We start from the raw sequence: 20,377 nt of genomic DNA on the forward strand, positions 1-20,377 counted from the left end.
TTCAATGCTAAAATAAAAGCATTCAGATCAAAATTCAGAGGTGTGAGGAATGTGGAATACTTCCTTTTTAGACTCACTACTATTTATGCATAATTTTTATCACTCCACAGGTTTTCGTCTTGATCCATAAGCTTCTGGTTTCTGTTTTTTATAGCGTTCAACTTATATGATGCTAATGAGGAAATTGGATTAGGAGAATTCGAAACTATATTGGAGGGCTATTAAAAGACTTTAACAAAAAAAGCTCCAGATTTCTCTGAAGCTTCTCTAGTAGCGGGAACAGGACTCGAACCTGTGACCTTCGGGTTATGAGCCCGACGAGCTGCCTACTGCTCTATCCCGCGATGTGCGTTTGTATTTTCAATAAAATTCTTAGTAGCGGGAACAGGACTCGAACCTGTGACCTTCGGGTTATGAGCCCGACGAGCTGCCTACTGCTCTATCCCGCGTTGTTTCGGGTGCAAATATACGTCGTTTTTCTAGAAATCCAACCAAAAGATTAAAAAATGTTTTATTTTCTGTATTGAGTTGATATGACTACCTTTGCAAATTAAATAATACTAAAATGTCACATAAAGCAGGTTTTGTAAACATCATCGGGAATCCAAACGTTGGAAAATCAACATTGATGAACGCCTTTGTTGGAGAAAGATTATCCATTATCACCTCAAAAGCACAAACAACTCGTCATCGTATTCTTGGAATCGTAAATGGCGAAGATTTTCAACTCATATTATCGGATACTCCCGGAATCATCAAACCCGCTTATGAAATGCAGGAATCGATGATGAACTTTGTAAAATCGGCTTTTGAAGATGCTGATATTCTGGTTTACATGGTCGAAATAGGAGAGCAGGACTTAAAAGACGAGGCTTTCTTTAATAAAATCATTCATGCCAAAATTCCGGTTTTGCTATTGTTGAATAAAATTGACAACTCAAACCAAGAACAATTAGAGGAACAAGTGGCTTTTTGGACGGCAAAAGTACCCAATGCAGAAATTTTCCCAATCTCGGCTTTACAAAATTTCAATGTTCCGGAGGTTTTCAGCAGAATCATTTCGCTGTTGCCCGAATCGCCAGCCTATTACCCAAAAGATCAATTGACAGACAAACCAGAACGTTTTTTTGTAAACGAAACCATTCGTGAAAAAATCTTGCTGAATTACAGCAAAGAGATTCCGTATGCGGTTGAAATCGTGACAGAAGAGTTTTTTGAAGACGAAAATATCATCAGAATCCGTTCAATCATTATGGTAGAGCGCGAAACGCAAAAAGGAATCATTATTGGTCATAAAGGCGCTGCTCTAAAAAAAGTTGGGATGGATGCCCGTGCCGATTTAGAGAAGTTTTTCGGGAAACAAATTCACATTGAACTCGTTGTAAAAGTCAACAAAAACTGGAGAAGCAACGCCAATATGTTAAAGCGTTTCGGGTATAATCAGTAATATAGTTTGGGCGTGTCCCTCCGGGTCGGGCTTTCGGCTATATCTTTTATTTCGCTCCGCTACATAAAAGGATACCGCCTCAATCCCTCACGCAGACAGAACTAAAAGAATCTTAGTTTTTTAAATAGAAATTAATGAAAATCAAAAGGATTGCTATTGTAATAATTTCAGTTTTAGCTTTGGGTTTTGCAGGTTTAAAAGTTGTAAAAAAAGTAAATTTAAACCGTGATTATAAAATAGGAGAGCCGTTAGATAGTTTAGATGGTGTAAAAGTATATTATAATGGAGGCGTTGATCATGTACTGGAAAGAAATGTCACAAAAGACAATTACAATCTGGGACTTAAATATCAATGTGTTGAATTTGTAAAAAGATATTATTACCAACATTTAAATCATAAAATGCCGGATGCTTATGGTCATGCAAAAGATTTTTTTGATGCTGAAGTTGAAGATGGAGAACTGAATGTAAAGCGAAATTTAATTCAATATACCAATCCAAGTCAATCTAAACCGGAAGTTGGAGATCTCATAGTTTTTTCAGGATCGGTTTTAAATAAATTTGGACACGTTGCTATCATTTCGAAAGTTTCTCAAAATGAAGTAGAAATTATTCAACAAAATCCGGGGCCATTTAGTAACTCCAGAGAAGTTTTTGAAGTAAAAATTCTGAAAGAGAAGTATAAAATAGACAATAAAAGAGTGTTGGGCTGGTTGAGAAAGCAGTAATAAATAGATCAGCCAAAAATATCCCTGCTGCCTTGAGGCCCTAGCCCTGATAAAAGTGGAAATCCTTTTGTGGAGCTTTTTAGCGGAACAAAAGATTGAAGCGGATAGCAGGAAACAGCTCCTAAAAATAATAGGAAAAATAATAAAAATCTCAGGTAATTAGAAACTTAGCAACTTAGCCACTTTTTTAGCTACCTTTGCAAAAAATTAAAATTAAGCATTTTAGACTATAAGTGATTAGGTTATTAAGAAACTAAAAATCTAAAAACTAGAATCTAAAATCTAAAATTCAAAAAAATGAATAACATTGTTGCGATAGTAGGAAGACCTAATGTAGGGAAATCAACCCTTTTTAATAGGCTGATACAAAGAAGAGAAGCTATTGTAGATTCGGTTTCTGGAGTTACCAGAGATAGAAACTACGGTAAAAGCGAGTGGAACGGAAAAGAATTTTCTGTAATTGACACGGGAGGATATGTTCGTGGTTCTGATGACGTTTTTGAGGGAGAAATACGAAAACAAGTAGAATTGGCTATTGATGAGGCTGATGTTATTATTTTTGTGGTCGATGTAGAAGAAGGTATTACACCAATGGATGACGTTGTTGCGCGCTTGTTGCGTAAAGTGACGAAGCCTGTTTTATTGGCTGTAAATAAGGTAGATAATGCAATGCGTGAGAAAGATGCATTGGAGTTTTATAACCTTGGTTTAGGAGATTATTACACATTTGCAAGTATTTCAGGAAGCGGAACAGGAGATTTATTAGACGCTTTAATCGAATCTTTTCCTGTAAAACCGGAGCCTGTTCAGGAAGAGGTTGTTTTGCCACGTTTTGCTGTTGTAGGTCGTCCAAATGCTGGAAAATCTAGTTTTATCAATGCCTTAATTGGTAAAGAACGTTTTATGGTAACAGACATTGCGGGAACTACCCGTGATGCAATTGATACAAAATTTGATCGTTTTGGTTTTGAATTTAATCTGGTAGATACGGCAGGAATCCGTCGTAAGGCTAAGGTTAAGGAAGATTTAGAGTTTTACTCAGTAATGCGTTCTGTGCGTGCGATTGAACATGCTGATATTTGTATTTTGATTATTGATGCTACTCGTGGTTTTGAAGGTCAGGATCAAAGTATTTTTTGGCTGGCAGAAAAAAACCGTAAAGGTGTTGTGATTCTGGTAAACAAATGGGATTTGGTAGAAAAAGACACCATGTCTACACGAGATTACGAAGCAAAAATTAGAGAAGAGTTAATGCCTTTTACAGATGTGCCTATTTTGTTTGTTTCGGCTTTGACCAAACAACGTTTATTGAAAGCTTTAGAAGCTACGGTTCAGGTTTTCGAAAGCAGAAAACAAAGAATTCCGACCTCTAAATTCAATGAGTTTATGTTGAAAGTGATTGAAGCTTATCCGCCACCAGCAACAAAAGGTAAATATGTAAAAATTAAATATTGTATGCAGTTGCCAACCCTAACCCCTCAGTTTGTGTTTTTTGCCAACATGCCACAGTATGTAAAAGAACCATACAAAAGATATCTTGAAAATAAAATTAGAGAAAATTGGGACTTTTCAGGAGTACCAATCGATATTTATATTAGAGAAAAATAAAATTACAATCCCCGCTGGTCGGGGATTTTTTTTGCTTATCATAATTTGCTTTGGCACAATAGATGGTGGGTTTTGATATAACGTTAGAATGCAATTAAACCTTTTACTGTAATCAGGGTCTTAACGAGTGACAACTAACCATTTTATGACCAAATTATATTTTTGCGTATCTTTTTTTCTTATTCTGTGTTCTGCTCACGCACAAAATGATATTGTGATCAAAGGAACGGTACTTGATATCAATACACAGTTGCCTTTGGAATTGGCGACTGTTTATTTTACCACCGTTAAAGATTCTACCGTTATCGAATATGCTACTACCGATAAAAACGGCGTTTTTAGAATAACAACCAAAAAATACGACAAACCTCTTTTTTTAAAGATCAACTATATGGGGTATCAGCCTTATTTTGAAGAGCAAAAACAGCTTTTGGAGAGTAAGGATTTCGGTAAAATATATTTGTTGGAAAACGTAAATGTTTTGGCAGATGTGGTGATCAAAACTGAAGCACTACCCATTACGATCAAAAAAGACACACTCGAGTTTAATGCTACCTCTTATAAAGTGCGTCCGGATTCTAATGTAGAAACGTTATTGAAGCAATTGCCAGGTTTTGATATTGATGATCAGGGAAAAGTGACGGTAAATGGGAGGGAAGTAACGCAGTTTTTGGTAAACGGAAAGACCTTTTTTGACAAAGACGGCGCCATCGCTCTCAAAAACTTACCAGCAGAAATTATAAAAAAGATTCAGGTTTCTGATTTTAAAACTAAAAAGGAGGAACTTTCAAAGCAAGAATCTACCTCTGATTATTCTTCGATAAATATCACGATTGACGAGAAAAAAAATAAAGGATATTTTGGAAAAATGCTAGCCGGATATGGTTCTGATGACCGATATGAAAGCAGCCTGATTATGAATTTTTTCAATAATAAGCAAAAGATCAGTGTTTTAGGATCTTCAAATAATATCAATGCTACGGGTTTTTCTATGGATGAGGTGTTTGATAATATGTCTGGCGGAAGAAACACAAAAAATGATACTAAAAATTCTGGAAGCGGAAAAGGAATCACACAGTCTAATTTGCTCGGTCTAAATTATTCTGATGATTGGACTAAGGATTTATTGGCGATGGGAAGTTATAATTTCTCGAATACCATTACTAAAAATGATAGTAAATCAAATCAGGTGAGTTTTTTGCCAACAGGAAATATTGTAACCAATTCTGATGTAGGTTCCCGAAATGAAAACACAGGAAATAACGCAAATTTTGAATTAGAATATAAAATTGATCCCAAGACAACGCTTCTCTTTTCTCCAAAAATAAATGAATCTCGTTCTAATAATACGTCTTTATCTTCTAGTTTTTCTGAGGATGAAAACGGTGATGCATTGAATGAAAGCAACTCAAAATCTTACAGAGAAGGAAAAAACAGTAGTTTTAGTAACGGCATTAATTTTAACAAGGCTTTTGAGAAAAAGTCACGTAATTTTAGTTTTGTTTTTTTGAATAGTAATTCAAAAAATGACACGGACGGTTTTAATCTTTCGGAGACTATTTTTTATCAGGACAATAAGCCGAATGATAAACGAAACCAAAACGCCAAAAATAGAAATATTTCCGATTCTTATACTTTGGATTTGGAGTATACAGAGCCAATAACAGATTCTTTGAGGATAAGATTTGGTTCTGATTTTGATTGGTCTAATGAAATAAAGGATCAAAAGACTTTTAATTTTGATGATGCTACACAATCGTATTCTGATCTCAATGCATCTTTGACAAATTACACAATTTCTAAGCAAAATGCGGTAAGTCCAAAAGTGGGAATTTCATGGCAGAAAAGTAAATTTACTTTTAATCTTAACAGCAAAACTTCTATTATTGATTTTAAAAATCATTCGCTATACTTAAATAATGTGACCGATCTCAATAAAAAGTATGCTTTGCCATTTTGGAATGCTCAGATACGATACAAATTTAGTCGTTCTAAGTTTTTGACCTTTAAATACGATTACAGCACTTCACTTCCTACCTCAGAACAGTTAATGCCGGTCCTAGATTTGACGAATCCTCTGAACACCATAATTGGGAATCCAAATCTTAATCCGATTGAAAAGAACAGTGCTAACTTCAATTTTAGAAACTTTGATTTTCGTACTCGTTCGGGCTATAATGTTTATTTTAGAGGAGATTACTATAATAATGATGTGATTTCGACTTCGATTTATGATGATAGCGGAAAAAGAACAACGACTTATGCCAATATTTCGGGAGTTTACTCGGCTTCTGTTGGCGGTAACTGGAATCAATCTTTAAAAAGAGAGGCTCATGTTTTGAGATATGGTTTGGCGATAAACGCAAATTATTCTTTCGATAAAGGATTTACCAATGCAGTTTTATACACCGCCCAATCTATTGCGATTGTGCCGAAGGCCTATTTTACCTACGAATATGGCGATTTGCTCACCATTTCGCCATCTTACAGTTTGTCGTACAATGAGACTAAATATCAAAATTATACAAGAGATGCAAGTTCTAATGTGATGCACAGGATCAATCTACAGACTACAACCTATTGGCCAGAAAATTTAATTTTTGGAAATGATTTTGGCTATACTTTTAATTCTAGTATTTCAAGTGATTTCAAGAAAGATTTTTATCTCTGGAATACCAGTTTGTCTTATGGTTTTTTCGATAAAAAAATCTTCTTAAAAGTAAAGGTATATGATGTTTTAAATCAGAATCAGAGCGCAACAAGAACCATTTCTGCGACCTCAATTCGTGACGAAGAAAATACAGTACTTAAACGATATATGATGTTTTCTCTTGCTTATAAAATAGGAAACTTTGCTGGTACTGAGAAAGGGAGGAAGAGAAAACAAAGAGAAGAATAGTTTTTATGTTTCACTTTTTATGTTTAATTGTTTGCCATTTTATGGTTTATTTTATGATGAATGGTAAGTCGAATAATATCCCGATCATAAAAATCAACTCCACTCATTCGTCTCTGAAAATTTTTTAAATAGCCCAACTCCAAACCAATATTTGGGTCGAATTGATAACGCAATGCAGCATAAATTCGATTTTGATCAAAGGTGTTTTTTTTGTAATCTCTTCCAAAATTAAACATAATTTCATCTGAAATAATGCCTTTTAAGTTTTGGTTTTCTTTTTCAAAAAGAGTAAAAATAGATTGCAAACGATATCTCATTCTAAAAGAAAATGAAAAAGCATCAAGTAACTCCATTTTATTGGCTTTTTGAATAAAACGTTCCTCCAATTGAAAACGATTGTGAAATGTAATTTTTGCAAAATTAGTATTAAAAGTAGCGTCTTGTTGTGCCCGATATTCGGGTATAGAAAAATCTAAATCGGTATGCGGATCTTGTGTATTTACATTAAAATAAGTTATTCCCGCACCCATTTCTACAGTTTTATTTGCTCGGTATCTTCCTTGTATTCTAAGTACCCAAAGATTTTCCCGAATAGGATCGACAAAATTTCTGTTGTCAATTTCCGAGTGAATCGCCCAATCATCATTTAAAGGAAAAACAGCGTAATAACGTATCCATGTTAGAGTTTGTTGATCAACTTTTTTCTGGGCTTGCACTGATAAAAAAGTAGCGGTGCTTATTATGAGAACAATTATTTTAAGAAATTTCATTCAGAAATAAATTCATTTTAAGCTGCGAATATAGGCAAATCAGAATGTTATTTCGAAGACAAAAGGCGTTTTTAAAATTACTTTGAGTTTTATTTTGTGATTTTATAATAAAAAACGAGACATTTTTTGATAACACATCTCGTTCAATCACTAACTTAATTACACTATTTTTTTATTGTTTATAGCACATATTTTAAGGTAATTCCATAAGTTCTTTGATCTCCCAATACACCTGCGTATTGGCCGGTATTTCCGCCTGCAGGTAATAATTGTTCGTAATAATCTTTGTTAAAAATATTGCGTCCCCAGAACTGAACCGATAATCCTTCGGTGGCACGGAACCCCAAACGGGCATTAAATAAGGCATAACCATCTACCACCAAATATTTTGATGCAGAAGGACTTGAAGAGAATTCAGAACGGGCATAAGTATCTATGGCAAGGAAAACTTTTCCTGAGTTACCAAAGAATCTTGCTTGGTCAGACAGCTCACCTCCTAAAGATCCTGCCCATTTTGAAGCACCTGGTAAAGCAGATCCAGAAACATCTTTAAAGGATACAGAAGATCCTGTTTCTTCTAATGGAAGTGGTGCATTGGTAAATTTTACATACTTACCATCTGTGTAAGTTGCTGCTCCGTTTATTGTTAGATGCGAGTTAATTACAAAGCTGGCATCAAGTTCTGCACCTTTTACCTGAACTTTGTCGGCATTGGCAAGATAGCCACGGTTTACACCCAATTCGGCTGCTTGAACATTGGTTTGAAAATCTGTGATATCAGTATTAAAGAATGTCAAATTGAATATAGAATTTTTAAAAGGAGACGTTTTTACACCTAACTCGTAATGATTTACTTTTTCAGGCTTAATTACAGCAAGTTCTAATAGTGGAAGCCCCGCTGAATTGCTCGGAAGTCCTGCTACATTTACACCAACTGGTTTGTAGCTTTTGGCGTATGTCGCATAAACATTGATTTTATCAGTGGCTTTAAAAGAGATGGTTAAATTTCCGGAAAAGTCTGTATTATCAGTACTTGATGTAAAAGCCTGATCGGTATATACTAATTTTTTTAAGGCAAGTAAGGCGGGATCTGTAGTTTGAAGACCTCCGTATGTTGTGCGTTTGTAATCTGCATCTTTCTTATCAAAGTTATAGCGTACACCCGGCAAAATATGCAAGCGTTCTGTTATCGCCCAGTCCAATTGACCAAATACAGCAGCACTCGAAGATCTGATGCTGGCATCTGTTTTTATGCCATAACCTTCAAAAAGGCCAGGTGTGCTCCATAGATTACTGGTTGTACTTTGAGAGAACCTCCACTGTGCATTACCTGATTCTTCAGTACCATTTGTTGTTGATGTTTGATCAATAAAAAAGGCACCTACAACACCACTTAATGTAGAAGTTACTTGACCTGCATAACGCACTTCTTGTGTTGTTTGGGTCTGTCTTGTAGGGTTTTGTGATTTTGCCAATACTTGCAGACCTGTAAAATCTCTATCGTTTGATGGATCCCAATTCCAAAAACGCCATGCTGTTGTTGAGGTCAGTGTTCCGTTTCCAATTTTGGTATCAATAGTAAGGGATAAACCGCCCAAATCTTGTCCGGAGCGCCAAGGAGTATCATGGTCAATTTTACGATCAAATGCATTCTGACTCGGTAGTTGGTAATTCAAATCTTTAATAATAGCATCAAATTGACGGTATGCAGCTCTTTTTGTAGGTGCGACACCTGCGACAACCTGAGCGTAACCATCTGGTCGTTGCGTTGTAATATCTGCAGCAAACAATACGTTAGTTCTTTCTGATGGAGTGTACAACAATTGTCCTCTAATCCCTTGATTATTTAGCGTGTTAGTAGCTCTGCCTGTTACAACATTATCAATCAAACCATCGCGTTGAGTACCCGAAAAAGAGATACGGCCCGCCAGTTTTTTACTAATTGCTCCTGTGATGGAAGCTTTTGCCTGTAGAAAAGCATAGTTTCCGTAGCTTACTTCAAAATCTGCACCAGACTTAAAACTTGGTTTGCGTGTAGTAATATTAAAAGCACCCGAAGTCGTGTTTTTACCAAACAAAGATCCTTGTGGCCCGCGAAGGACTTCAATTTGTTCTACATCAATAAAATCAAGAGTAGTTGCCGCTGGACGGGCATAATAAACACCATCCACATAAAAACCAACACCTGGGTCAATTCCGTCATTGGTGAGTCCAAAAGGAGAGCCTAAACTACGAATATTAATTCCCGTATTTCTCGGATTTGATGAATAGAGCTGTACTGACGGAACCAGTTCTTTAATACGGTTTACGTTAAAAGCTCCTGCTTGTTCGGCTTGCTTCCCTGTAATAACAGATACCGCAATCGGAACGTCTTGTACTTTTTCGATGCGTCTTCTGGAAGAAACTACTACTTCTACCAATTGGTTTTCTTCTGCTAAAATTACTTGAACAGGAATTGTGGTGATTGCTGTAACTTCTATTTCTGAAGTTTTATATCCTATGTATTGTACTAAAATAGTTAGCGGAAGTTTTCCTTTTGTATCGATACTAAATTTTCCGTTTTCATCGGTTATAGTACTTATTGTAGTTCCTTTAATAACAATGTTTGCGGCTAATAAAGGTTGATTTTCGCTATTGGTTACAACTCCTTCAATATTTTGTGCGAATGTAATTGAAAAGGTTAAAAATAAGACAGTTGTAAATATGTTTTTTATAGATGTTTTCATTTTATATTAAGTATATGTAATTAGTAGAATTTTAAGTAAATTTTTTTACCAACACATACACATCATAAATGAACTGTTTTTGACAAGAGTCAAATTATTGTTTTGATTGTTTTTTAAAAGATTTTTTAAGACACCTGATAGACTGGACTGTGCTTTCATAAGTTTGAATTTATAAATATCTGTTGATTATTTTTGCAAATATATATAAATTCTATAAAAATAGTAGAATATAAAGAATATTTTTTTATTTCTTTACCAATGAAGCTATTGTAATGCCTTCCATTGCTTTCAAAGTTTTATCACGAATGAGTAGTAAGCCGTGACGCAGACTGCATTCAGACTCTGTTTTACAATCAGAACATGGCTCATAAAAGTTTAATGAAGCGCAGGGCAGAAGCGCAATTGCACCGTCAAACAAACGATGAATTTCGGCCAACGTAATATCGTTTTTAGATTTTATCAAATAATATCCGCCAAATTTTCCTTGCTTACTGCTCACAAAACGGCCTCGTTTAAGATCTAATAAAATTTGCTCTAAAAACTTTTTTGGAATGTTGGCGCCATCAGCAATTTCTATGGTTCTAGAAATGTGATTTTCGTCTTGCTCAGCGAGATAAAGTAAGGCTTTAAGAGCATATTTTGCTTTATGTGATAACATAGTAAAAATTAAAAATGAGGATCAAAAAAACCCGAAACTAAAAAACTTGAAACAAAAGAAACCAGAAACAAAACTTTGTTACCAGCTTCCGCCAGAACCACCACCAGAGAATCCGCCTCCGCCAAAACCACCACCGAAGCCACCTCCGCCACCAGATGATCCGCCTCCGAAGCCTCCAAAACCGCCTCCGCTGCTTCTGCCTAAATTACTCAGAATAATGACATCAAGTAAACTTGGGCCTCCACCGCTATTATTACCAGAATTTCCGCCTCCACCACGTTTGTTTCTGGAGATTAAAATCAGTACAATAACGACTATAAAAATAAAGGGAAGTATTGGGAATTTTTTTCCTTTGGTTTGTTTGCGTTCTCCTTTGTATTTTCCTTTAAAAACATCAAAAATAGCATCTGCTCCTTTGTCAAGGCCTTTGTAATAGCTTCCTGCTTTAAATTCAGGAATAATAATATTTCTAATAATTTCACCGCCAATTCCAGCTGTAAGACGATCTTCCAGTCCGTAACCGGGAGAAATCCATATTTTCTTTTGGGCTTTAGCTAATAAAATAATGACACCATTATCGTCTTTAGAAGTGCCTCCAATTCCCCATTCCTGACCCCATTTTGGTGCGAGAATACCAATATCTTCGCCTTTTAAAGTCTCAATCGTAATAACAACAATTTGAGTTGTAGTCGAATCAGAATAACGAATTAGTTTTTCTTCCAATTGCGATTTTTCAGATGCACTCAAAACATTTGCATAATCGTAAACAGACGTCTGAAAACTTGGTTTTTCTGGAATAGTAAATTGCGCCACAATACTATTACTGTTAAAAAACGCAAGTAATAAAAAGATAAACTGAAAAATTCCTTTGGAATTTGATAGGAGGTTTTTTGAAATTTTCATTATTTATCCTTTTGAGATTTCGTTTGATAATTCGTTGGTGTCATCAGCAGACCATGGGAAATGTTTTTTCAGTTGTTCGCCGGCGTTTAAAATACCTTCTACAATACCTTGCTTAAAATTTCCTAATTTAAATTGTGCGCTCATTTTATCTTTGGTACAATCCCAAAAATCATCGGCTACGAGATCATTGATGCCTTTATCGCCACAGATAATAAAGTTTTTATCGGCAACAGCAAAGTAAAATAAAACTCCGTTTTTCAATTGAGTTTCATCCATTTTTAATTCATGAAAAACTTCTAAAGCCCTGTCAAAAGGAACCTTGGAAGTTGTTTTTTCTATATGCACTCTAATTTCGCCAGAAGTATTTTTTTCGGCCACACGAATAGCTTCAACAATTTCCTGTTCTTCTTCTTTGGATAAAAAATCTTCTACTTTTGACATTGAAATTATTTTTAAATGAAGATTAACGACTTTAGATTCAGATTAAAATCTGTAATCAAAAATCGTTAATCAAAAATATTAAATCTTTTTTTAGAATTTTACTTCAACGGGTTTGTCAGCTCCTGTAACAGCTTCAAAATAGGGTTTTTCTTTGTAGTCTAAGAACCATTTGTTCGGAATAGAAAGAATGTAACCATTGTATTCTTGTACAGCCTCATTAAAACGTGTTCTGGCAGTCAGGATTTGGTTCTCTGTACTTGCCAATTCGTCTTGCAATTTCAGGAAGTTTTCATTCGCTTTAAGCGTTGGATATTGTTCAACAGACACCAATAATCTTGATAATGATGACGATACACCGCTTTGCGCCTGGTTAAACTGAGCTAATTGTTCTGGTGTAACATTGCTCGGATCAATTGTTACTGCTGTAGCTTTTGCACGAGCTTCAATAACCGCAGTCAACGTTGATTTTTCAAAATCAGCAGCTCCTTTTACAGTATTTACCAAATTGCCAATCAAGTCATTACGTCTTTGATAAGCTGTTTGCACATTTCCCCATTCTTTATTGACAGCCTGATTGTATTTTAAACCTGTGTTTTTAATTCCAATTGACCAAAATGCAATAATAGCGATAAGTGCTATAATAATTCCTACAGGGATTAACCATTTTTTCATGTTTGCTTAATTTAAGTTTATTTTTATGTAATTGATTTTAAATATTATAATTCGTTTTTAATTTCTGTTAACTGTGTTTTTATCGTCTCTAATTTACGTATTATTTCGAATTTATCTAATGTTTTCTTTTGTCCTTCTTTCAAATGTGTTTTGGCGCCTTCCAGAGTAAAACCTCTTTCTTTAACCAAATGATAAATCAGTTGAAGGTTGGTAATATCTTCGGACGTAAACATTCTGTTGCCTTTTGCATTCTTTTTTGGCTTCAGAATATCAAATTCGCTGTCCCAAAAACGTATCAGCGAAGCATTAACATCAAATGCTTTGGCCACCTCGCCAATGCTGTAATATCTTTTGCCTTCTTTTAACTCTATATGCATTTATCTTTTCTTTTTCTTTTCGCCACCACTTATAAAGAGAACGTTTTTTTGTATTAATCTAATGACTGATTTTCCTGATTTGCCAATTGCGCAATCGCCACATATTCTACCGCCGAGATATTTCCGTAGTAAAAATTCAGCGGATTCACCACTTTCCCGTCCTTGTGTACTTCGTAATGGCAATGTGGTCCTTCTGATCTTCCTGTACTTCCCACATAACCAATAACGTCTCCGCGTTTGACATGTTGTCCTGCCCGACAGTTGTATTTGCTCAAATGTGCATATAAACTTTCATATCCAAAACCATGCCTGATTACGATATGATTTCCGTATCCTGAGGCCGAATTATCAGCTCTGGCAATAACGCCGTCACCAGTTGCATAAATCGGAGCACCAGTCTTGGCGGCAAAATCCATTCCATTGTGCATTTTTTTCACTTTCGTGAAAGGATCGGTTCGGTATCCAAACCCAGACGCCATGCGTTTCAGATTTTCATTCTGAACAGGCTGAATCGCCGGAATTGCCAGCAATAAATGTGATTTTGTACCCGATAATTTCAAAATTTCATCCAAAGATTTAGATTGAATCGCCAATTGCTTTGACAATTGATCAATTCGCTTTGTCGTATTAATAACCAATTGCGAGTTGTTGTATCCTTCTAATACTTTGTATCTATTGATGTCCTTAAAACCAGCTTTTCTAATCGAATCAGGAATTTCAGTTTTATTAAAATACACCCGATAAATATTATTGTCACGATTTGCAATTGCCTCTGTCACATCGTCAATTTCATCCATTTTTTTATTCAAAATAGCATATTGCAATTTCAAATTTTCAAGTTCTCGCGTTTGCAAACGATCTTTTGGCGTTTCAAAATAAGGAGTGTTAATTAAAAGTACAAAAACCAAAAATCCAAACAAGGCCGAAGCCAATAAAAACAATAACCCGTAGCCAATTTTAGCTCTCTTTCTGGTTTTTATTTTTGTATAAGCCAGATTTTCTGAGTCGTAATAATATTTTACTTTCGCCATATTTTAAAATACCCTATTTTTGCAGCTCGTTAAAATAGTTAGTCGAACAAATTTAAGAAATGTTTCAGATGTTCGCCGCTTTTTTTCAAGAATTAAACAAATTAGATAATGTGCCAACTTGATAATTAGATAATGTCTTAAAAGTGAAGTTTATTGTATTGAATTATAAATTTCCACTAAAAAAGTATCATTATCGTATTTTCAGAGGTAGTAAATTCTCTAATTGACACATTATCAAATTATCACATTTCTAATTAAAATATGAAATCACAAGACGTACGTAAACAATTTTTAGACTTTTTTAAAAGCAACGGACATTTAATTGTTCCTTCGGCTCCTATTGTTCTTAAAGACGATCCAACCCTTATGTTTAATAACTCGGGAATGGCCCAGTTTAAAGAATATTTTTTAGGAAACGGAACACCAAAAAGCCCTAGAATAGCCGATACGCAAAAATGTCTGCGTGTTTCCGGAAAGCATAATGATCTTGAAGATGTAGGTTTTGACACCTATCATCATACCATGTTTGAGATGTTGGGTAACTGGTCTTTTGGCGATTATTTCAAAAAAGAAGCCATCAATTGGGCATGGACTTTATTGACAGAAGTGTATAAAATTCCAAAAGAAAATCTGTATGTTTCTGTTTTTGAAGGAAGCAAAGAAGATAATGTTCCGTTTGATCAAGAAGCTTGGGATATTTGGAAAACATTAATTGATGAAGACCGAATTATCCTTGGAAATAAAAAAGATAATTTTTGGGAAATGGGCGATCAAGGACCTTGTGGACCTTGTTCAGAAATTCATGTTGATTTACGTTCAACAGCAGAAAAAGCATTAATTACAGGAAAAAGTTTGGTCAACAACGATCATCCGCAAGTGGTAGAAATCTGGAATAATGTATTTATGGAATTCAATCGTAAAGCCGATGGATCTTTAGAAAAACTGCCTGCGCAACACGTAGATACCGGAATGGGATTTGAGCGTTTGTGTATGGCTTTGCAAGGAAAAACATCTAATTATGATACGGATGTTTTTACACCGCTTATTGAGAAAGTAGAACAAATTACGGGATTGAAATATACATCTGATGAGGTAAAAAACATCAGTGAAGAACAAAATAAAACGAATATTGCAATTCGAGTTGTGGTAGATCACGTTCGTGCGGTTGCGTTTGCAATTGCAGATGGGCAGCTGCCATCAAACACAGGAGCGGGTTATGTTATTCGCAGAATTTTGCGTCGAGCTATTCGTTACGGATTTACATTTTTAGATACCAAAGAGCCTTTTATAAATAAATTGGTAGAAGTTTTGGCCAATCAAATGGGAGAATTTTTTCCAGAAATCAAATCGCAGCAACAATTGGTTACCAATGTAATCCGTGAAGAAGAAGCTTCCTTTTTAAGAACTTTAGATCAAGGTTTACAGTTATTAGATAATGTAATTGCACAAACCAAAGGGACTGAAGTTTCTGGAGCAAAAGCATTTGAGTTGTATGATACTTTTGGTTTTCCTAAAGATTTAACTGCTTTGATTTTGAAAGAAAAAGGAATGTCTTTCAATGAAGCAGAATTTGATGCCTCAATGCAGGAACAAAAAAACCGTTCGCGCGCAGCATCAGAAGTTTCAACAGAAGATTGGTCGGTTTTGATTCCAGGAAACGTAGAAACATTTGTTGGTTACGATCACGTAGAGAACGAAGTGAAAATTACACGTATTCGTAAAGTAGATTCTAAAAAAGATGGTATTTTATACCAAATTGTTTTAGACAATACGCCTTTTTATCCAGAAGGTGGAGGACAAGTGGGTGATAAAGGAACATTAGTTTCGGCAAACGAGACCATCGAAATCATCGATACAAAAAAAGAAAACAACTTGATTTTGCATTTTGCAAAACAATTACCAGAAAATATAGAAGTTGGTTTTGTAGCAAAAGTCAATACTGATTTACGAACTTCAACTTCTAAAAATCACTCGGCTACACATTTAATGCATTTGGCTTTGAGAAACCTTCTTGGAACGCATGTCGAGCAAAAAGGGTCTTTGGTAAATCCGAATTACTTGCGTTTCGACTTTTCGCACTTTTCTAAAGTTTCTGATGACGAATTACGTCAGGTGGAAGCAAGTGTAAATGCGCAAATTGAAGCACAATTGCAATTGGTAGAACACAGAAATATTCCAATTAAAGAAGCGTTGGATAAAGGTGCAATGGCGTTGTTTGGAGAAAAATATGGTGATTCTGTCCGTATGATTGAATTTGGCGAAAGCAAAGAACTTTGTGGTGGAATTCACGTGAAAAACACGGCAGAAATCTGGCATTTCAAAATCATTTCAGAAGGGGCAGTTGCTGCAGGAATTCGTAGAATTGAAGCAATTACTGGAGATGCAGTGAAAAATTTCTATCAAAATCAAGAAAATACATTAGCTGAAATCAAGGAAACTTTGAAGAATCCGCAAGATGTTTTAAAATCTGTGGCCTCATTGCAAGACGATAATGCAAAGTTGAAAAAACAGATTGAACAACTGTTAAAAGAAAAAATCGATGGATTGAAAAACACATTAGTTGCCGATTTTCAAGAAATAAACGGAATTAACTTTTTGGCCAAACAAGTAGATTTGACCATGAGTTCAACCAAAGATTTAGCACAAGCTATCGGAAGCTCTAAGCCAAATTCGTTTGTTTTTTTAGCTTCAATTGAAGAGAATTTGCCTAATATTCATTGTTATATTGCTAAAGAATTAGTGGCAGAAAAAAGCTTAAATGCAAATGCAGTAATCAAAGAATTAGGAAAATATATTGAAGGAAATGGGGGAGGACAACCTTTTTTCGCCTCAGGAAAAGGAAAAAATCCTGTAGGAATTGCTGATGCTTTGGCTAAGGCAGTTGAGTTTGTAAAATAAGTTTTGAAGCGCTAAGATTCTAAGTTGCTAAGGTTTCTAGAATAAATAAACCCGACAGATTTTTAAAATTTGTCGGGTTTTTGTTTGTAAGTATTTTTTTATTTTATGTCATTTCGACGAAGGAGAAATCTCCATAAGAAGCTCTACAAAGATTGGATGTTCTTTGGGGAAATTCTCCTTCGTCGAAATGACAAATAGTACGTTTAATTGTTTTTGTTTAAACTTAGCAATTTAGATTCTCAGTAACTTAGAAGCTAAAACTACTTGCGCTCTCCAATCTGTTGCCTCCACATTGCGTAATACAAACCTTTTTCGAGAATTAAATCTTCGTGTTTGCCTTGCTCGATTATCTTTCCTTGTTCCAAAACAAATATTTTATCAGCATGCATAACAGTAGATAGTCGGTGAGCGATCAAAACGGTAATTCTGTTTTTGTCGGATATATTTCGGATAGTGGCATTAATTTCCTCTTCTGTGATAGAATCTAATGCCGAAGTTGCTTCGTCAAAAATCAATAAATTTGGATTTCTTAAAATGGCACGAGCAATTGATAAACGTTGTTTTTCGCCACCTGAAACTTTAATTCCGCCTTCGCCAATTGTAGTATTCAAGCCATCTTCGGCACGTTTTAATAATTTTTCACAACTGGCTCTTTTTAGAGCGTCGTATACATCTTCGTCTGTTGCATTGGGTTTTACAAACAATAAATTTTCACGAATTGTTCCGGAGAATAATTGTGCATCTTGTGTAACGAATCCTAATTGTTTTCTTAGGTCTAATAAATCAATTTCGGTAGAATCAATTTCATTATAGAGCACTTGTCCTTCAGCTGGCGTATATAAACCAACCAAAAGTTTTACTAAAGTAGTTTTTCCAGAACCTGATGGCCCAACAAAAGCAACGGTTTGACCTTGTTTAATTTCAAAGTTAATATTCTCTACCGCTTTAAATTTTGCTGTTTTATGCTGGAAACTGACATTCGAAAAGAGTAACGATTGAATGGCGCCCACATGTTTTGGGTTCTTAGGACGAAATTCTTTTGGAGCGCTCAACAAGGTTTTAAAGTTTTCCATTGAAACTTTGGTCTCATTAAGCGTAATAATAAAATTGCCTAACTCTTGTAAAGGGCCAAAAATAAAAAAGGTAAAAAAGACCATAGTCAGTAAATCGCCTACGATAATTTTGTTGCCAAACAAGAAATAATACAGAGCAAAAACCACACAAGTTCTTAAAAAATGAACGGTTGTACCTTGAATGAAACTTAGACTTCGGATGAAACGAATTTTTTGCAATTCGAGTTGTAGAATTTTAAAAGTGTTTAAATTAAGACGTTTTTCTTCCTGATAGGTCAGTCCCAAACTTTTTACAAGTTCTATATTTCTCAAACTTTCGGTCGTAGAACCTGCCAAAGCATTGGTTTGATTGACGATTTTTCGAGAGACAATTTTTATTTTTTTACCCAGGTAAGAACTGATTAAAGCGATAATAGGGGCCGTTATCAGAAAGATAATTGAAATGCGATAATCAATTCGGGCAACGTACAGAATGACGAATACAAATCCGATAACCGTTTGAAATACAAGTGAAATAGAAAGTGTAATCAGTTTTTCTGAATCAGATCGTACTTTGGTTAATTTGCTTAACGTTTCACCACTGCGTTGATCTTCGAATTCGGCATAAGGCAAATCAAGTGACTTTTTGATTCCGTCAGTATACATCTGAGCACCAGTGCGCTGTATCACAACATTGGTAAAATAATCCTGAAAGTTTTTGGTAATTCTCGAAATCATCGCAGCACCAAGAGAAAGCCCGAGCCAGAAAGCCAGGGATTTGATAAAACCCATTTCGTTTCCTTTGTACTTATGCAGTCCAACGCCGCAATCTTGCATTAATTTACCAGTAATTACTGAGTCTGACAAACTGAAACAGATATTGATTGTAGCCATAATTAAGGCAAAAAACAATAACATTTTATGTTTGATTATGTAGGAATATAATAATTTCATATCAAGTATAATAAAAAAATAGAAGATGCAAAAGTAGTGAATAGTTTTGCTTTGTGAAGTTGATTTATTGTTATTAATAATGTAATTTTTCGCAAGTAGATTTTGGTAATGCTTTATCCGAAAAAAACGTTCAAAATTAAATACATTAGGAAAATAGTGTAGTAATGCGTTTTATATTTTAATCGGCTGTTTTTGTTTCTAAAAAAAAACGAAATTTGCAGAAAATAATCTTATGCAATTCAGAACCCAAATCCCAATTTCTAAAACTAATTATCCAATCGATTATAATTCAAAAATTGTTTCTATTGGTTCTTGTTTTGCAGAAAATATGGCTGATAAGTTTGACTATTTTAAGTTTCAAAATGCTACAAACCCTTTCGGAATTATTTTCAATCCAGTTTCGATAGAGAACATTATTCGAAGAGTAATTGAACAGGATTTTTTTACCGAAAAAGATATTTTTTTTCACAACGATTTATGGCATTGCTACGAAGTACATTCTGAGTTGTCTGATCCCAATAAAGATCATTTCTTAGAAAATTTAAATCAAATAATTCAGACGACAACTTCGCAATTATCTTCAGCCACGCATCTTATTATTACGTACGGAACGTCATGGATTTATAGAAACACAGAAAGCAATAATATCGTTGCCAATTGCCACAAAGTGCCGCAAAAAAAGTTCTCAAAGGAATTATTATCGGTAAATGACATTCAAAAAAGCATTCAAAATACAATTGATTCCATTCACACTTTAAACCCAAATATTGATTTTATTTTTACCATTTCACCGGTGCGTCATATAAAAGATGGCTTTGTAGAAAATCAGCTTAGCAAGTCGCATTTGTTTGTGGCTTTGCACCAAACTTTCGACTTTCAACTTTCGACTTTCAACTATTTTCCTTCATACGAAATTATGATGGATGAACTTCGCGATTATCGTTTTTATACCGAAGACATGTTGCATCCTAACCAGCTTGCAATTAATTATATCTGGCAAAGTTTCAGCGAAAGCTTTATTGACGAATCCGCCTTTACAACGATGAACCAAATTTTAGAAATACAAAAAGGGCTCACGCACAGAAGTTTTAACCCGAATTCTGAACAGCACCAGGCATTTTTATCAAAACTGCGTTTAAAAATAAGTGCAGTAGAAGAACAATGGCCACACATCAAATTTTAGACAACTATTTTAAAAGTAAAATTATTCTTA

The 20,377-nt window shown here is 34.9% G+C and carries 15 protein-coding genes and 2 tRNA genes; 6 read left to right on the forward strand and 11 right to left on the reverse strand.

Annotated features, from left to right (window positions below; genetic code table 11):
* Window positions 1-271: 271 nt before the first annotated feature.
* A tRNA-Met gene (locus tag J3495_RS16765) sits at window positions 272-344 on the reverse strand.
* Between the two features lie 32 nt (window positions 345-376).
* Window positions 377-449 (reverse strand) — tRNA-Met (locus tag J3495_RS16770).
* A gap of 116 nt (window positions 450-565) precedes the next feature.
* Between J3495_RS16770 and era the strand changes: the two genes are divergently transcribed.
* From era to J3495_RS16790, 4 genes are all read left to right on the forward strand, one after another.
* Window positions 566-1,447 carry a GTPase Era gene (era, locus tag J3495_RS16775; protein WP_210667773.1) on the forward strand — a complete coding sequence of 294 codons (882 nt, stop codon included), beginning with the start codon at window positions 566-568 and terminating at the stop codon, window positions 1,445-1,447.
* A 134-nt stretch (window positions 1,448-1,581) separates the two neighbouring features.
* Window positions 1,582-2,175 carry a CHAP domain-containing protein gene (locus tag J3495_RS16780; protein WP_210667775.1) on the forward strand — a complete coding sequence of 198 codons (594 nt, stop codon included), beginning with the start codon at window positions 1,582-1,584 and terminating at the stop codon, window positions 2,173-2,175.
* Between the two features lie 297 nt (window positions 2,176-2,472).
* Window positions 2,473-3,783: a ribosome biogenesis GTPase Der gene (gene der / locus J3495_RS16785; RefSeq protein WP_210667777.1), complete on the forward strand. Its 1,311-nt coding sequence runs from the start codon at window positions 2,473-2,475 to the stop codon at window positions 3,781-3,783.
* A 145-nt stretch (window positions 3,784-3,928) separates the two neighbouring features.
* Window positions 3,929-6,682: an outer membrane beta-barrel protein gene (locus J3495_RS16790; protein ID WP_210667779.1), complete on the forward strand. Its 2,754-nt coding sequence runs from the start codon at window positions 3,929-3,931 to the stop codon at window positions 6,680-6,682.
* A 23-nt stretch (window positions 6,683-6,705) separates the two neighbouring features.
* Here J3495_RS16790 and J3495_RS16795 read toward each other — a convergent pair whose 3' ends face one another.
* From J3495_RS16795 to J3495_RS16830, 8 genes are all read right to left on the reverse strand, one after another.
* Complete coding sequence (locus J3495_RS16795; RefSeq protein ID WP_210667781.1) at window positions 6,706-7,452, reverse strand: DUF2490 domain-containing protein; 747 nt, start codon at window positions 7,450-7,452, stop codon at window positions 6,706-6,708.
* Window positions 7,453-7,631: 179 nt separating this feature from the next.
* Entirely contained in the window at window positions 7,632-10,178 is a 2,547-nt protein-coding gene (locus tag J3495_RS16800; RefSeq protein ID WP_210667783.1) for a TonB-dependent receptor, read from the reverse strand.
* 244 nt (window positions 10,179-10,422) lie between these two features.
* Window positions 10,423-10,836, reverse strand: coding sequence for an RrF2 family transcriptional regulator (locus J3495_RS16805; RefSeq protein WP_072975146.1), 414 nt, complete (start codon window positions 10,834-10,836; stop codon window positions 10,423-10,425).
* Between the two features lie 78 nt (window positions 10,837-10,914).
* The gene (locus J3495_RS16810; RefSeq protein ID WP_210667786.1) at window positions 10,915-11,739 is read right to left on the reverse strand and encodes a TPM domain-containing protein; all 825 of its coding nucleotides are present in this window, start codon (window positions 11,737-11,739) and stop codon (window positions 10,915-10,917) included.
* A gap of 3 nt (window positions 11,740-11,742) precedes the next feature.
* Window positions 11,743-12,180 (reverse strand): TPM domain-containing protein, encoded by a 438-nt coding sequence (locus J3495_RS16815; protein WP_210667787.1) that lies wholly within the window; start codon window positions 12,178-12,180, stop codon window positions 11,743-11,745.
* Between the two features lie 90 nt (window positions 12,181-12,270).
* On the reverse strand, window positions 12,271-12,852 hold the full coding sequence (locus J3495_RS16820) for a LemA family protein (RefSeq protein ID WP_210667789.1): 582 nt from the start codon (window positions 12,850-12,852) through the stop codon (window positions 12,271-12,273).
* A gap of 44 nt (window positions 12,853-12,896) precedes the next feature.
* Entirely contained in the window at window positions 12,897-13,229 is a 333-nt protein-coding gene (locus J3495_RS16825; protein WP_210667791.1) for a MerR family transcriptional regulator, read from the reverse strand.
* 53 nt (window positions 13,230-13,282) lie between these two features.
* Window positions 13,283-14,260: a M23 family metallopeptidase gene (locus J3495_RS16830; protein WP_210667793.1), complete on the reverse strand. Its 978-nt coding sequence runs from the start codon at window positions 14,258-14,260 to the stop codon at window positions 13,283-13,285.
* A 261-nt stretch (window positions 14,261-14,521) separates the two neighbouring features.
* On the opposite strand from J3495_RS16830, the gene alaS reads away from it, so the two are divergent.
* On the forward strand, window positions 14,522-17,158 hold the full coding sequence (gene alaS, locus J3495_RS16835) for an alanine--tRNA ligase (protein WP_210667795.1): 2,637 nt from the start codon (window positions 14,522-14,524) through the stop codon (window positions 17,156-17,158).
* Between the two features lie 260 nt (window positions 17,159-17,418).
* Here the strand turns inward: alaS and J3495_RS16840 are convergent, their stop codons facing one another.
* The gene (locus J3495_RS16840) at window positions 17,419-19,164 is read right to left on the reverse strand and encodes an ABC transporter ATP-binding protein (protein WP_210667797.1); all 1,746 of its coding nucleotides are present in this window, start codon (window positions 19,162-19,164) and stop codon (window positions 17,419-17,421) included.
* A 232-nt stretch (window positions 19,165-19,396) separates the two neighbouring features.
* Here J3495_RS16840 and J3495_RS16845 point away from each other — a divergent pair, with 232 nt between their 5' ends.
* Complete coding sequence (locus J3495_RS16845) at window positions 19,397-20,347, forward strand: GSCFA domain-containing protein (RefSeq protein WP_210667800.1); 951 nt, start codon at window positions 19,397-19,399, stop codon at window positions 20,345-20,347.
* Window positions 20,348-20,377 lie beyond the last annotated feature (30 nt).

This window comes from Flavobacterium geliluteum, assembly GCF_017948595.1.
In the GTDB taxonomy this organism is placed as follows: Bacteria; Bacteroidota; Bacteroidia; order Flavobacteriales; family Flavobacteriaceae; genus Flavobacterium; species Flavobacterium flavipigmentatum.